Source organism: Acidithiobacillus caldus ATCC 51756, from assembly GCF_000175575.2.
GTDB lineage: Bacteria > Pseudomonadota > Gammaproteobacteria > Acidithiobacillales > Acidithiobacillaceae > Acidithiobacillus_A > Acidithiobacillus_A caldus.
Genome location: NZ_CP005986.1, coordinates 2531649 through 2544292 on the forward strand (window position 1 = coordinate 2531649; position 12644 = coordinate 2544292).

At 64.7% G+C, this 12644-nt stretch carries 11 protein-coding genes and 1 other RNA gene; 4 read left to right on the top strand and 8 right to left on the bottom strand.

What is annotated here, in order from left to right:
• The 6 genes from ACAty_RS12410 to secA are packed head-to-tail and all read right to left on the bottom strand — an operon-like array spanning nt 1 to nt 7757.
• Entirely contained in the window at nt 1–1092 is a 1092-nt protein-coding gene (locus tag ACAty_RS12410; RefSeq protein WP_267900773.1) for a glycosyltransferase family 4 protein, read from the bottom strand.
• Nucleotides 1089–1808 (bottom strand): polysaccharide deacetylase family protein, encoded by a 720-nt coding sequence (locus tag ACAty_RS12415; protein WP_004869095.1) that lies wholly within the window; start codon nt 1806–1808, stop codon nt 1089–1091. The genes ACAty_RS12410 and ACAty_RS12415 overlap by 4 nt, the downstream gene beginning before the upstream one ends.
• On the bottom strand, nt 1805–2770 hold the full coding sequence (locus tag ACAty_RS12420; protein ID WP_004869096.1) for a glycosyltransferase family 2 protein: 966 nt from the start codon (nt 2768–2770) through the stop codon (nt 1805–1807). Before ACAty_RS12420 ends, ACAty_RS12415 begins: the two co-directional genes overlap by 4 nt.
• Entirely contained in the window at nt 2771–3808 is a 1038-nt protein-coding gene (locus ACAty_RS12425) for a Nudix family hydrolase (RefSeq protein ID WP_226047698.1), read from the bottom strand.
• On the bottom strand, nt 3777–5000 hold the full coding sequence (gene argJ, locus ACAty_RS12430; RefSeq protein ID WP_004869101.1) for a bifunctional glutamate N-acetyltransferase/amino-acid acetyltransferase ArgJ: 1224 nt from the start codon (nt 4998–5000) through the stop codon (nt 3777–3779). The genes ACAty_RS12425 and argJ overlap by 32 nt, the downstream gene beginning before the upstream one ends.
• Nucleotides 5001–5018: 18 nt before the next feature.
• On the bottom strand, nt 5019–7757 hold the full coding sequence (gene secA, locus ACAty_RS12435; protein ID WP_004869103.1) for a preprotein translocase subunit SecA: 2739 nt from the start codon (nt 7755–7757) through the stop codon (nt 5019–5021).
• A 51-nt stretch (nt 7758–7808) separates the two neighbouring features.
• Here secA and ACAty_RS12440 point away from each other — a divergent pair, with 51 nt between their 5' ends.
• Complete coding sequence (locus ACAty_RS12440) at nt 7809–8318, top strand: DciA family protein (protein ID WP_038472308.1); 510 nt, start codon at nt 7809–7811, stop codon at nt 8316–8318.
• Here the strand turns inward: ACAty_RS12440 and lpxC are convergent.
• Nucleotides 8255–9172: a UDP-3-O-acyl-N-acetylglucosamine deacetylase gene (gene lpxC, locus ACAty_RS12445; protein ID WP_004869106.1), complete on the bottom strand. Its 918-nt coding sequence runs from the start codon at nt 9170–9172 to the stop codon at nt 8255–8257. The genes ACAty_RS12440 and lpxC overlap by 64 nt on opposite strands.
• A gap of 247 nt (nt 9173–9419) precedes the next feature.
• Between lpxC and ACAty_RS12450 the strand changes: the two genes are divergently transcribed.
• Together ACAty_RS12450 and ACAty_RS12455 are read left to right on the top strand one after the other, a co-directional pair.
• Complete coding sequence (locus tag ACAty_RS12450; protein WP_004869109.1) at nt 9420–10040, top strand: glutathione S-transferase N-terminal domain-containing protein; 621 nt, start codon at nt 9420–9422, stop codon at nt 10038–10040.
• Nucleotide 10041: 1 nt separating this feature from the next.
• Nucleotides 10042–11799, top strand: coding sequence for an AMP-dependent synthetase/ligase (locus tag ACAty_RS12455; RefSeq protein ID WP_004869112.1), 1758 nt, complete (start codon nt 10042–10044; stop codon nt 11797–11799).
• Here the strand turns inward: ACAty_RS12455 and ACAty_RS12460 are convergent.
• On the bottom strand, nt 11771–12037 hold the full coding sequence (locus tag ACAty_RS12460; protein WP_004869114.1) for a hypothetical protein: 267 nt from the start codon (nt 12035–12037) through the stop codon (nt 11771–11773). The two genes, ACAty_RS12455 and ACAty_RS12460, sit on opposite strands and share 29 nt — an antisense overlap.
• Before the next feature lie 121 nt (nt 12038–12158).
• Between ACAty_RS12460 and rnpB the strand changes: the two genes are divergently transcribed.
• An RNA gene (gene rnpB / locus ACAty_RS14980) (RNase P RNA component class A) lies at nt 12159–12504 on the top strand.
• Nucleotides 12505–12644 lie beyond the last annotated feature (140 nt).

The following is a 12644-nucleotide window of genomic DNA, read 5'->3' on the forward strand; positions in this document are numbered from 1 at the left end:
TCAGTACCACCGCAGCTGTTCCAAGAAACCCGCTGCTACCCGCTCGGCCGCAAACTGCGCAGCAAAGTCGGGCCCCAGCATGCCCGTCCGGTGTCGCGCATCGGCGTCTCGGGCCCACTCGGCAATTGCCCTGCGCCAGGCCTGAAAATCGCCGGGAGGCAATATCCGCCCACTCCTGCCGACACCCACGGCTTCGGGGATGCCCCCCATGGCGGCGCCGAGGACCGGCAGCCCAGCTGCCTGGGCCTCCACCAGCACACGCCCAAAGGTGTCAGGCTCGATGGAAGGCAAGGCCAGGATATCCATGGCTGAGTACCAGGGAGCCACGGCATCCTGCCAACCCAGCGGATGCTGCCAATCCTTGCCAACCAGCCGCGCCCGGAGTTCGGCTTCATGGCTGCCACCGCCCAGCCAAAGACCATGCACGCGCTCATCCTCGGCGTGGACCGCATCCACGGCATCGGCCAGGAGAAACACCCCTTTGCCCCGGTGCCAGGCACCCACGAAACCCACGAGGACATCGCCATCGTTCACCCCAAGGCGCGCGCGCAAGCTGGCGCGTGCCACTGGATCGTGGCGGAATTGGGATAGGGGCAGAGGGTTGGGACAATATTCAACCCGTGCTGCGGGCAAGCCCTGCGCACGCAAGCGCTCCTGCAGATAGTGGGAAACGGCAAAGAGGCGTAGGGGCCAGCGGGCGAGCAGCCAGCGCGTCGAGGCACGCAGACGCAAGTCCATGTGTCGAAAAAGGGCGAGGGGTACGCCTCGGGCGCGGGCAGCGAGGGCCAACGGCCAATACTCCTTGCTGAAACTCCCCACGAGCTGGCGCGGGCGCAGATGACGCAAGGCACGCAACAAAGGCAACACGCCTTTGGGGTCGGCGCTGTTGTGAAAATATCCAAAGTGCAATACCACAGCACTATCCCGCAGAGCGGCGGCAACCTGGCCGCGGGGATGGACCAGGGCGTGCACTTCCACGCCAAGCCCTGCCAGGGCCTCCAGAAAGGTGATCATGTGCGTTTCCGTGCCGCCACCTCCGGGATTCGTACCTACCCACAGCAGCGGCCCATTCCCCCTGCCCGACGGGCTCACTGGTGGCGATCCTCATGGGCGGTGAGGATCTGCAGTGGAAAAACCTGCGGGCCGTGGTGTCCACCCACCGCCACCCGCGGCAGATTCCAAAGATCGTCGCCGGGGCGCGCCCGTGCACGGCGAACGCTGACGGCGGAGGCGAAACCGAGTTCCCGTACCAACGCGCGCTCCCGCTCTCCGGCAGCCCCGTAGGGATAGCAGAAGGAGGTCACGGCACGCCCCAGAAGGTCTTCCAGAGCGGCCCGGGAGCCCTGCACCTCGGCATACAGGGCATCCTCATCCAGTTCGGGAAGGCGGGCGTGGCTACGGCTGTGCGCTCCCACCTCCATCCCCGCTGCCACCCACTGACGCAGTTCAGCGGCACTCATCACCGCCTTGCGCGCGCCCAGCTGCTCGGCATCCCAGCGATTGTAAGCACCGATGGCGTCGGAAACGACGTGGCAGGTTGCGCGGAAGCCGCAGTCGCACAGGACGGGCAGGGCATGTTCCAAATTGTCCCGATAGCCGTCGTCAAAGGTGATGACCACCACTTTACCGCTGGCCTCACCACGCAGATAGGGCACGGCCTCGGCCTGGGAAATGCCGCGATAACCCAGCCACTTGAGCAGCTGCATCTGGCGGCGAAAGCGGCCCGGGGTGACGTAGAGGCCACGCAGCCCCACCCCCTTGGGCGCGCGCTCGACATTGTGGTACATCAGGATGGGGACGGTGTTCATATCTCCGACACGTCGATGTGGACGCTGCTGCGCACCACGTAGGTCGTCTTGTGCTGGGCCTCGTAGTAGACCCGGCTGAGCATCTCTCCCAGGATGCCGGTGTTGAGGAACTGCAGCCCTGCCAGAAAGAAGAGCACACCGGCAATGAGCATGGGTCGACCGGAGATGGAGGCACCGTCGACGAACTTGTCGACGAAGAGATACAGGAGCATCGCCGACCCCACCGCCAGCGAGGCAAGACCAATGGTGCCGAAAAAGTGCATGGGCCGCTGGCTATAACCCAGAAAGTATTTGACAAAAAAGAGGTCCACCAGCACCCGAAAGGTGCGGGAGATACCGTATTTACTTTTCCCGGCGCGGCGCGGGTGATGGCGCACCGGCACTTCGAGGATGCGATCGGTGTAGGTCAAGGTGGACAGCCAGGCCGGTATGAAGCGGTGCATCTCGCCGTAGAGGCGTACGCCCTTGAGCACCGAGGCACGATAGGCCTTGAGGGTGCAGCCATAATCGTGCAGATAGACGCCGGTGAGGCGACGAATCAAGCGATTGGCAATACGCGAGGGGATCTTCCGCAGCAAAAGCCCGTCCTTACGATCCTTGCGCCAGCCTGCCACCACATCGAGATGCTCGCGCAGCAGGCGCTGGGCCAGGGGCAGGATATCCTGGGGATCGTTCTGCAGGTCGGCATCCAGAGTGACGATGACCTCACCGCGGGCCGCATCGATGCCCGCCTGCATGGCCGCCGTCTGACCAAAGTTGCGCTGCAGATGCAGGATCTTCAGCGCCGCGCCCCAGGATTGCGCCGCGTCGTCCAAGGCCCGGGCACTGCCATCCCGGCTGCCGTCGTCGACGATGATCACCTCGGCATCGGCCCCCGCCAGGGCAGCACGCAAGGCCTCGATGAGGGCGGGAATGCTCTCGATCTCATTGTACAGGGGTATGACGACGGACAGTTGCGGCATCTAGGCGGCGTTCCAGGCATGGATCAGGGTTTGGGTGGCGGCGTGCGGATCGCTGGCCGAGAGAATTTCCGAAAGCACGGCCGCGCCCCGGGCGCCGGCCCGGCGCGCCTCGGGGATGCGGCGGGCGTCGATGCCCCCCAGGGCGATGACCGGTACGGCGACGGCGGCGGCGAGTTCGGCAAAGCGTGCCAGCCCCAGGGCGGGGGTGTGGGGGTGGGTCGCCGTGGGAAAGAGGGGCGAGAGCAAGGCATAGCTGGCGCCCAGGGCCTCGGCCCGAGCGAGCCCCGCGGCGCTGTGGCAAGACACCCCGAAGGGCGACGACGGGCTCGCGTCACAGTCCGCCAACTGTGCCTCGGTGAAGTGGCGCCCGACCACCGGCCACGACGGCAGTGGATCCGGATGGTTGAGGTATACCTGCACGCCACGCCCTTTCGCCCTTGCAAGCCAGTCCGCGAGCGTCTCGGCATCCAGACCCGCGGGCAAGGGTCCCTTGATGCGCAGAATGAGGGCCCGCAGGCCCGCCGCGGTGGACTGTTCCAGAATCTTCAGAAAGGCCCCCGCCGCTGCGCGCTGGGGATCGGCGATCAAAAAGAGCGGGGGGCACGGCAGGGCTTCGGCCGAAAGGTCGGCAAGGATACCGCGATTGGCGGGGAGCAGGTGCAAGGCCGCTGCCGCCGCCGGCGACAGCCAGCGCAATTCCTGACCCTCCCGACCGTGCACACGGCCCTCCCAGGCCGTCACCTTGTACAGATGCAGGCGCACCCGTCGCTCGGGGTAGGCGTATTCGCGCACCTGCCAGGGTGTGGCGGCGCGCACGGTGATACCCAGTTCCTCCGCCAGTTCGCGGTGCAGGGCGGCTTCCGGACTCTCGCCGGCTTCCATCTTGCCACCGGGGAATTCCCAATAGCCTGGCCAGGGCTTGTCCGCCGGCCGAAGATCCAGCAGCACGCGGCCATGGGCGTCCTGCAGGATCCCCGTGGCGACGTCCAGAACTGCCGCGCTGGCGTCAGCTACGGTAGTCGGCGTTGATACGGACATAATCGTAGGAGAGGTCACAGGTCCAGATGGTTTGCGCCGCTTCGCCCCGGCCGAGATCCACCTCGATGGGGATCTCGGCCCGCGCCATCACGGCCTTGCCCTGCTCTTCCCGGTAATCGGGATGACGCGCACCATCCCGGACGATGGCCAGATCGCCGAGCCAGACCTGCACGCGCGCCACATCCAGGTCGTCCACGCCGGCAGCACCGATGGCTGCGAGGAGCCGCCCCCAGTTGGGATCCGAGGCAAAGAAAGCGGTCTTGACCAGGGGACTGTGGGCCAGGCGGTAAGCCACCCGCAGGCATTCCTCGGGGTCGCGCCCGCCCCTGACCGTGATGGGGATGAACTTGCTGGCTCCCTCACCATCGCGCACGATGGCCTGGGCAAGGATCTGCATGACCGCCACCAAGGCCTCCAAGAAGGGACCATAGCGCGGGTCGTCGGCCGACTCCAGGGGCGGTATCGCCAGCGTGCCCGTTGCCATGAGCACACAGGCGTCGTTGGTGGAGGTGTCGCCGTCCACGGTAATCCGATTGAAACTGCGGGCAAGGGCCGCATCCAGGGCTGTGCGCAGGAGTGCGTGGGCAACGGGCGCGTCGGTGGCGATGAAAGCGAGCATGGTCGCCAAGTCCGGACGGATCATGCCCGAGCCTTTGGCCATACCGGTGATGGTCACCCTGGTGCCGCCCAGGTCCACCTGCCGCGAGACGGCTTTGGGCACGGTGTCGGTGGTCATGATGGCGGCGGCGGCGGAAAGCCAACGATCCTCGGCAAGATCCGCAAGACAGGCCGGCAAGGCCGCAGCGATCTTGCCGGCAAGATCCACCGGCTCGCCGATGACGCCCGTGGAAAAAGGCAGAACCGCCTCCGCCGCGATCCCCAGCGCCTCGGCCACAGCGGCACAACTGGCCCGCGCCGTCGCCAGACCCGCCTCTCCGGTGCCGGCATTGGCATTGCCCGTGTTGACGATGAGCGCCCGCGGCGCGCTGCGCTGCAGATGCTCCTCCGCCACCAGGACGGGGGCTGCCCGAAAACGGTTGCGGGTGAAGGCCGCCACCGTGGTCGTCCCCGGCTCCAGAACGAGCAGGGTGAGATCCCGCCGCCCGGCATAGCGAACCCCCGCCGCCGTCACCCCGAGGCGCAGGCCCGTTACGGGCAAGACATGACTGGGTGCATCGAGTCCGACTGCCATCTGCTCTCCCCGCCGCCGTCAGTCCAGTCGGCCACAACAATGCTTGTATTTCTTGCCCGAACCGCAGGGACAGGGCTGGTTGCGACCGATTTTCTCGACGTGCACGGGTAGCTGCGCTGCCCCAGTCGCCGCCGCCAATGCCATGAGGTCCTGGGCCTCGTCCGCGCCATCGGTGCTGCCGGGCACGAGATCCGGGTGCTGGAACTGCAGCCCACCCATGGTCCGCGGCGCGAAGAGCTGGGCCCAGTCCACCACCTCGGCATCGGCTGGAGCCTCGCTCACGTGTACGCGTGCCAGGGTGGCGACGATTTCCTCGCGTATGCGGGCGAGCATGGCATTGAACAGCATGAGGGATTCGCGCTTGTACTCCTGCTTCGGATTCTTTTGGGCGTAGCCGCGCAGGTGGATGCCTTCGCGCAGGTGGTCCATGCTGGCCAGGTGGTCCTTCCACTGGCTGTCGAGGACCTGCAGGACGATGCTCTTCTCGAGATGCCGGGCCATCTCGCTACCCATACGCGCTTCCTTTTCCCGCGCCGCCTCGCGCACGGCACCCAGGATACGCTCGCGCAGCTGCTGGTGGTTGAGGGCACGATCCTCGGCCAACCACTGCGCCACCGGGAAATGCTGGGCAAAGACCCGCTCCAGGGCCTGCTCGAGCCCGGGCAGGTCCCACTGTTCTTCCATGACCCCTTCGGGAGCGTAGTCCGCCAGCAGGGCATCCAGCACATCCTCGCGCAGTGTCTCGATTTCGGCACTGAGGTCGTCGCTGTCCATGAAGGCGTTGCGCTGGGCGTAGATGATCTTGCGCTGCTCGTTGGCGACGTCGTCGTACTCCAGCAGCTGTTTGCGGATGTCGAAGTTACGCGCCTCCACCTTGCGTTGGGCATTCTCGATGGATTTCGTGACCCAGGGGTGCTCGATGGCCTCACCCGGCTTCATGCCCAGTTTCTGCATGAGGCCACCGAGACGGTCGCTGCCAAAGATGCGCATCAGCGGATCTTCGAGGGAGAGGTAAAAACGTGAGCTGCCGGGATCCCCCTGACGCCCGGCGCGACCACGCAGCTGGTTGTCCACCCGCCGCGATTCGTGGCGCTCGGTGCCGATGATGTGCAAGCCGCCGGCGGCGATGACGGCATCGTGCATGGCGCGCCACTCTTGCTTTATCGCTGCGATCCGGCGTTCGCGCTCGTCCTCCGGAAGGTCCTCGGCGGCGCGCAGGCTTTCCACTTGCTGCTCCACGTTACCGCCGAGAACGATATCCGTACCGCGGCCAGCCATGTTGGTGGCCACCGTCACCGCCCCGGGTTTACCGGCCTGGGCGATGATCTCCGCCTCGCGCTCGTGCTGTTTGGCATTGAGCACCTGATGCGCGATCCCGGCCTTTTTCAGAAGGCCTGAGAGAAATTCGTTGTGCTCGATGGAGGTGGTCCCCACCAGCACCGGCTGGCCGCGTTCTCGGCAGGCGCGGATGTCGGCGATGATGGCCTCCCACTTCTCTGCCGCCGTGCGGTAGATGAGGTCGGCGTAATCCTTGCGCTGTACCGGCCGGTGTGTGGGGATGACCACGACTTCGAGACCGTAGATCTGGTTGAGCTCAAAGGCCTCGGTGTCGGCGGTGCCCGTCATGCCGGCGAGTTTGTCGTACATGCGGAAATAGTTCTGGAATGTGATGGAAGCCAGGGTCTGATTTTCGTTCTGGACCTGCACGCCTTCCTTGGCCTCCACGGCCTGGTGCAGGCCATCGGACCAGCGCCGACCCGTCATCATGCGGCCGGTGAACTCGTCGATGATGCACACCTGCCCGTCGCGCACGATGTAGTCCGTCTCGCGCTTGTAGATCACGTGTGCGCGCAAGGCCTGGTTGAGGTGGTGCACCAGAGTGACGTTCTGGATGTCGTAGAGATTCCCTTCCTTGAGCAGGCCGCTTTCCAACATCAGGCGTTCGGCCTTCTCGATGCCTTCTTCCGTGAGCAGGACCTGGCGCGCCTTTTCGTCGACGGTATAGTCCTCCTCCGCCACGAACTGCTGCGCAAGGACGTTGACCCGCTGATAGAGATCCGTGTTCTCTTCGGTGGGACCGCTGATGATCAGGGGGGTGCGGGCCTCATCGATGAGGATGGAGTCCACCTCGTCGATGATGGCGTAGTGCAATCCGCGCTGCACCCGATCGGCGGGGGAGAAGGCCATGTTGTCGCGCAGATAATCGAAGCCGAACTCGTTGTTGGTGCCGTAGGTGATGTCGGCAGCGTAGGCGGCGCGGCGCTCCTCCGTCGCCAGATCGGAGACGATCACGCCCACCGTGAGACCGAGAAAGCGGTGCACCCGACCCATCCACTCGGCGTCGCGTCGGGCCAGGTAGTCGTTGACCGTGACCACGTGCACCCCTTTGCCTTCCAGGGCATTGAGGTAGGCGGGCAGGGTGGCCACCAGGGTCTTGCCCTCACCCGTGCGCATCTCGGCAATCTTGCCCTGGTGCAGCATGTAGCCGCCGATGAGCTGGACATCGAAGTGGCGCATACCCATGACCCGTCGGCTCGCCTCCCGGACCACGGCAAAGGCCTCGGGGAGGAGTGCATCCAGGCTCTCGCCACGGCCAAGGCGCTCGCGAAAACGCTCCGTCTGCGCTGCCAGTTCCGCGTCGCTCAGGGCTCCAAAGCGCTCCTCCAGGGCATTGATCTGCAGGACGACGGCCCGCGCCTTCTTGATGAGTCGGTCGTTGCGACTGCCGACCACTTGTCGGATGATACTTCCCAGCATGCCTGTCCATCCACGGAAAAAATATGGCCGAGAGTAGCACGAAAGGGGAAGATGGATAAACGAGGACAGCCGCGTCGCCTGGGCGAGTCCTGGGCAGGTACCTCCGCACTCAGCGTGCTCCAGCGTGCTCAGGCGCTGCGGGCGAGGCAGCTGGACTGGAATGCCCTACTCCCGGTGGAACTGCAGGAGCGGGCCTGGCTGGTGGACTGGCAGTCCGGGTGCCTACGGGTGATGTGCCCCGGGGCCGCCTGGCTACGTCTGCTGAAACGCCAGCAGAAAACGATCCTGCGCCGCTGGAACCAACGCTACCCTGACTCTGCGGTCACGGACCTGCAGGCCTGGATCCACCCCTGGCCCCTCGCCGCCCAGAGACCCCCGCCACCACGCCCAGCCCCCATCCGGCTGACCCAGCCGCCCGCGGCCATCGCCACCCTCGCCCGCGACCTCGATGGCGAACTGGGTGCCGCGCTTGGCCGTCTCTATCGTACCCTGGCTTCTCAGGCCGAAACCGGTACCGCAGACTCCACAAAGGAAAAAGGCGCCTTGGCTTCCGAGGAGTAATCCACGAACTCCCAGGCATCCTCGCGCTGCAGCAGGGCACGCAGAAGCTGGTTGTTGAGGGCGTGACCCGCCTTGTAGCCGGAAAAATGGCCCAGCAGAGGGTGCCCCAGAAGGTACAGATCGCCAATGGAATCGAGCACCTTGTGGCGCACGAATTCGTTGGTGTAGCGCAAACCTTCCTCGTTGAGGACCCGGTACTCGTCCACCACGATGGCGTTGTCGAGATTGCCGCCCAAGGCAAGCCCCATGCTGCGCAGGGTTTCCACCTCGCGCATGAAACCGAAGGTGCGGGCCCGCGCCACTTCCTTGAGGTAGGAGGTGCGCGCAAAATCCACACTCACCTGCTGTCCGCCGTTGCGCACCACCGGGTGATCAAAATCGATGGTAAAGCTGATCTTGAAGCCCTCGTAAGGCTCCAGCTGCACCCAGCGGTCGCCGTCCTCGGCGCGGAGGGTCTTTTTGATGCGGATGAAGCGCTTGGCCGCATTCTGTTCCTCGATGCCGGCACACTGGATGAGGAAGACGAAGGGTGCGGCGCTGCCATCCATGATGGGCACTTCGGGACCGTCCAGATCGACATAGGCATTGTCGATACCGAGCCCGGCGAGGGCCGACATGAGGTGCTCGATGGTACCCACGCGGATCCGCCCATCGCCGATGTTGGTGGACAGACGCGTGTCCACGACGTGGAGCGGATCCGCCTGAATCCAGGCACCTCCGTCCACATCGCTGCGGTGGAAGACGATGCCGGTATTGGCGGGCGCGGGGCGCAGACCCAGGTACACCTTGCGTCCGCTGTGCAGTCCGATGCCGGTGCCCCAGATCATGTTCTTCAGAGTTCTTTGGCGAATCATCTTGGTCCTTTCGCGATCATCCAGACCGCCCTCCCGACGCAGCTTGTACACTTTACTCTACAACAACTGTTGTCTCCATACAACTTAGACGCAGTGTACGCCCCAGAACCGCTCTTGACAACGCCAATTCACATCTCCTAACACACGCTGTTCCACCCGACGCCCGCCCCCATTGCGCCGCCACGGTGTATAATGGGAGGCTGAAGTCTATGGAAATGTACCCCTGGCCAACCTCAAGGAATCGCCGATGGCAACACCCAGCAACAAAAAGACCCTCATGACCCTGTACTCGGCCCCCGACTGCGTCTTCGCCCACCGAGTGCGCTTCGTCCTGGAAGAAAAAGCGATGGAATATCAGACCATCGACGTCGACCTGACGCAAAAACCGGAGGATCTCACGGAACTGAACCCCTACGGCGAAGTGCCCACGCTGGTGGATCGAGAACTGGCCATCTACGATTCCATGCTGATCATGGAATACCTGGACGAGCGCTTCCCCCACCCACCGCTGATACCCGTAGACCCCATCTCCCGCGCCAAGGTGCGCGTGGGCATGCTGCGCTTCGAGCGCGACTGGTTCGAGGTACTCTACCGCCCGGGCCACAGCAGCAAGGAAATCCAGCAGACCAAGGAAAACCTGCGCACGGGGCTTGCCACCCTGAGCAGCCTGTTCAGCCAGCAGCGCTTTCTCTTTGGGGACGAACTGTCCATTGCCGATGCCGCCCTGGCGCCCCTACTGTGGCGCCTGCCTGCCCTGGGCGTGGAGCTGCCCAAGGGTGCCAGAGCCACCCAGGACTACATGGAGCGGATCTTCAATATGGAGAGCTTCAAGCGCAGTCTGACCGCCACCGAGAAGGCCCTGCGCTGAAGTGGCGCGCCCTCTCCACCACATCCCGAGCCTCGGCGCCGGTCTCCTGGCTCGCTGTGCGCAGGATCCCACCGGTATCATCGCCCTGGAGCGCAGTGGTGACCGGTACGTGGCCACCAAGGCCGCCGATTTCGCGGCACGGGTGCGGCGGCGTGCCAGCGGCCTGCTGCAACTGGGTCTGGGCACCGGCGATCGGGTCCTACTCATGGCGCGCAACGCCATGGACTGGGCAATCATGGACTTCGCCATCCTCAGTATTGGTGCAGTGACGGTACCGGTCTACCCAAATTTCGGCCAGCGCGAACTACACTACATCCTCGGGGACTGCGCGCCCTCCTGTCTTCTGTTGCAAGACGATTCCGTGTACGCGCGGATGGCGCCACAAGCCTGGGGGATCGCGGCCGAGCGCATCTTCCTGCGGGGGTCGGGATCCGGGGAGCATTCGGAACTGCGCAGCTGGACGGATCTGGAACACCTGGGCGAAATGCTCAACCCAGCCCGCTTTCAGGAGCGTCTTGCCGGCGTCGAACGCGCGAACCTCGCCACCATCGTTTACACCTCAGGCACGACGGGCTGGCCCAAGGGCGTCATGCTCAACCACGGCAATATTCTGAGCAACATCGAGGGGTTCCTATCCTACGTACCCCTGCGCGCGGGGCAGCGGGTGCTGTCGGTGCTGCCTCTGTCCCACGTGTTCGAGCGTGGCACGAGCCACTTTGGCGCCTATCTGCTCGGTCTGGAGGTGGCCTATGCCGAGCGGCCGGAGACCCTGCTGCGGGACATGGCCGCCGCGCATCCCGAGATCGTCATCGCCGTACCGCGCGTATTTCAACTGCTCCATCAGCGCCTGCGGCGCAATCTGATGGAACGTCGCGGCTGGACCGGACACCTGCTGCGCCGCGGTCTGGGCCTGGAAAAGGGGCGCGTACTACCCGGACAGCGCGCCCTAGCACGCCGCCTGGTCGTGGACAAGCTGCGCCGTCAGCTGGGCGGCAAGCTACGCTATTTCGTCTCCGGCGGCGCGCCACTGGAGCCAGCCATCGCCGCCTTTTTCCTGGACCTTGGTCTCCCCATCGTCGAGGGCTATGGCATGACCGAGGCGAGCCCAGTCATCGCCGCCAACCCTCTGGACGCCATCCACCCGGGCTCCGTGGGTCGCTTCTTGCCCAATCTGGAAGGCCGTGTGGCGGAGGACGGCGAAATTCTGGTCCGCGGCCCCTCCATCATGATGGGCTACTGGAACAACCCCAGCGCCACCGCCGAAGCCCTCGACGCGGGTTGGCTGCACACCGGCGATATCGGCGAACTGGATGCCGAGGGTTATCTGCACATCACCGACCGCAAGAAGGACCTCATCGTCAACGCCGGCGGCGAGAACATCCCACCGCAGAAGATCGAGATGCGGCTCATGGCCGATCCCTATATCGAACAGGCCGTGGTCTTCGGTGACCGCCTTCCCTACCTGGTGGCCCTCGTCTACCCCCAGTGGGATCTGGTACACGAAAAACTGGGGTCGGAGCCGGGGGAAAGGGATGTGCAGCGCCTGCTGCGCCAGCACATCGACGCTGCCCTGGCCGATTTGCCTGCCTTCGAGCAGGTCCGTCGCTTCGCCCTCCTGCCCGAGGCCTGCAATGAAGTCGATGGCACCCTGACACCGACGCTGAAGATTCGCCGTCGGCAGGTGGCTGAACGCTACGCCGAACTGCTGACGAGCCTCGAGCGGGACTCGGTCAGTCGCCCAGGCGACCGCGCTTATTGATGGCGCCGCGACTGCCCCATTGGTCCAGATCGTTGACCTGTACCCCTACCCACCAGTAGGGCCCGATGCTGTCCCGCGCGTGCCCGCCCACCAGTTGCTGACCCGCCGCCAGGTGCACGTGCTCCAGCAGATCCCGGGCCGCCTCCCGTGAACGAAAGACAGACCAGGCCACCACCCGCTCCATGGGCTCCACCGAAGGCAGGCTGCGCTCGTCATCCAAAAATCTGTCCGTAATCATGGCTTGCGTCTCCTCTGCTCGGGAATGGGGCGCGCCGGCAACGCGCGACCTTAAGCTCAAGTATAGTCGAAGCTGTGTGGCCATTCGGACAGTTCCGCGAAAAGGGAGTATGATCCGCCCCGGAGTGGGCCAGGCGACCGCTGCGGAGCAATCCGGGGAGGAAAGTCCGGGCTCCATAGGGCAAGACGCCGGCTAACGGCCGGGAGGCGCGAGCCTACGGAAAGTGCCACAGAAAAGATACCGCCCAAGCGCGCAAGCGCCGGTAAGGGTGAAAAGGTGCGGTAAGAGCGCACCGCGCTTCCGGCAACGGAAGTGGCAGGGTAAACCCCGTCTGGAGCAAGGCCAAATAGGCGTGCCATAGCACGGCCCGTGCTGCACGCGGGTAGGCTGCTGGAGCCAGTGCGCAAGTGCTGGCCTAGAGGAATGGTCGCCCACGACAGAACCCGGCTTATCGGCCCACTCCCCTCTCGACCCATACCCCTCTCCAAACTTCAATATCGGAATGAGTAGCTTGCAGGAATTCCCTCAAGCGACTTGATAACATCTTTATCAGGTCTCTCTAAGATGCCGTAAAACTTCGGATTTTCCCCTTGACAGGACAAGCTGC